Source organism: Ensifer sp. LC163, from assembly GCF_001695855.1.
In the GTDB taxonomy this organism is placed as follows: domain Bacteria; phylum Pseudomonadota; class Alphaproteobacteria; order Rhizobiales; family Rhizobiaceae; genus Ensifer.
Map to the genome: position 1 here is coordinate 1 of NZ_MBSS01000046.1, position 2219 is coordinate 2219.

A 2219-nucleotide genomic window follows, 5' to 3' on the forward strand; every position below is an offset into this window, starting at 1 on the left:
GCCCACAAGGTGGTGATCGAGATGCCGCGCTTCGGCTATTCGACGGCGGAGGCGACGGAGCGCGGCCGCGACGTCGACACGCTGCGCGGGTTCCTGGCAAGCCAGGGGCCGGTGGCGCTGTTCGACCTGCCGTGGATCCCGATCTATCTCGTCTTCGTCTGGCTTTTGCATCCGCTGCTCGGTTACCTCACGCTCGGTGGCGCGCTGGTGCTGGCGGTGCTGACCATCATCGCCGAGGTGCTGACGCGGCGCCATTCCAACGCGATGATCAAGGCCTCGGTGGCCCGCAGCTCGGTGGCCGACAGCAATGCCCGCAACAGCGACGTCTTGCATGCCATGGGCATGACCGGCCGCGCGGTCGACCGTTTCGAGAAGGCCAATCGCCGCCATCTCGACTGTCAGACCAGGACCTCGGACATCGGCGGCACGCTGTCGGGCCTGTCGAAGGTGCTGCGCATGATCCTGCAGTCGGCGATCCTCGGGCTTGGCGCCTATCTGGCGATCCGCGGACAATTGTCGCCGGGCGCGATCATCGCCTCGTCGATCGTCACCGCCCGGGCGCTGGCGCCGGTCGACATGGCGATCGCGCAATGGAAGGGCGTGGTGGCGGCGAGGCGCAGCTATCACCGGCTGAACGAGACGCTCGGCGTGCTCGACGAGCGCTCCGGCAGCCTCGACCTGCCGGCGCCGCACGAGAGCCTCTGCCTCGACAAGGTGACGACGGTGGCGCCGTCGACCGGGGCGGTGCTGTTGAGCGAAGTGAGCCTGGAGCTCACGGCCGGCCAGGCGCTGGGGCTGATCGGGCCGTCGGGCGGCGGCAAGACGACGCTGGCGCGCGCCATGCTCGGCATCTGGCCGGTGCTGCGCGGGGCGGTGCGCATCGACGGCGCCGATCTCAACCAATGGCCCGAGACGCTGTTCAACCAGCATGTCGGCTATCTGCCGCAGGACGTGGCGCTGATGGACGGCACGGTGTCGGACAACATCTCGCGGTTTGCCGAGGCGCCGAATGCGCGCGCCATCATCCGCGCCGCCAAGGCCGCCGGCATTCACGAGATGATCGTGCACCTGCCGAACGGCTACCAGACCGAACTTGGTCCTCATGGAACCGCACTGTCCGCAGGCCAGCGGCAACGCATTGCCCTGGCTCGTGCGCTCTACGGGGATCCTTTTCTTGTGGTGCTCGACGAGCCGAACTCCAACCTCGATGCGGAAGGGGAAGAGGCGCTGTGTCAGGCCATCCTCAAGGTGCGCGAGCGCGGCGGCATCGTCGTCATCGTCGCCCACCGCCCAAGCGCGTTGCAGACGGTCGACATGATCGGCCTGGTGCAGGCCGGCCGGCTGGTCGCCTTCGGACCGAAGGAGGAGATCCTGCCGTCGCAGAAGATGCGGCCGCTGGTGGTGGAGAAGAACCGCAGGGCGGATGCCGCCGGCAGGGCGGATGCCGGCATGGGACAAGGCATGGGCCAGCCGCAACGGGTGCCGGCGGAGTAGCCGGCACAGTGCCAGGGCCGAGCATAGCGGAGATTGAAGCCGGCCTTTGGCGGCAGAGCTGAACAGACGCCAAGCGAGCGACACGAGGCCAGGGCGCAAGATGGGCTCCGCGATCGGAGCCGGCGCCGGCCGAGGAGGATGTCATGGACGAGAAGCTCATCCTGAAGCGACCCGACAGCCAGCAGGCGGTCGCGCCGATGAACCGTTTCGAGATCGCCGACCGACCGGAGCGCAAGCGCGGCCGGCTGCTGCTGTCGGCGCTGTTTCTCGGTGGCCTCGGCTCGGTGTTTGCCAGCCGCGACGAGGCCGACGGCAATGCGCCGGCGCATCGTCCGGGGCTTGGCGATGGTGAGGCGATGGCGCCGGTGGACGAGCCGCAGGCCGGGCCGGATCTGGCCGGCGCGCTCGATATCGTCGAGGATGTGGCCGATTATTTCCGCGAGCTGATGGCCGACTTCGCGCTGACGACGGGCACGGTTGCAACGGTGACCGGCCGGCTGCGCGCCTCGGTGCGGCTGTCCTTCGACGACGGCCGTCCCGATACCGGCTTTGTCGACGACCGGCCGTTGCAGCAGTCCAAGCGTTCGGCCAATGACAACGACCTGTCGGACTTCGATTTTCCCCGGCTGTCGTCCTTCGGCAACCTGCCGTCGACCGGCGGCCGCAATGACGATGATGACGGCGATGATGACGACGGCAATGGCAACGGCGGCAACAACGGCGGC

At 68.4% G+C, this 2219-nt stretch carries 2 protein-coding genes; both read left to right on the forward strand.

Annotated features, from left to right (window positions below):
• A partial coding sequence (locus BC360_RS26290; RefSeq protein WP_065797429.1) for a type I secretion system permease/ATPase occupies positions 1–1494 on the forward strand: 1494 nt, incomplete at its 5' end.
• 143 nt (positions 1495–1637) lie between these two features.
• The coding region (locus BC360_RS26295; protein ID WP_065797430.1) for a hypothetical protein at positions 1638–2219 on the forward strand (582 nt) is incomplete at its 3' end.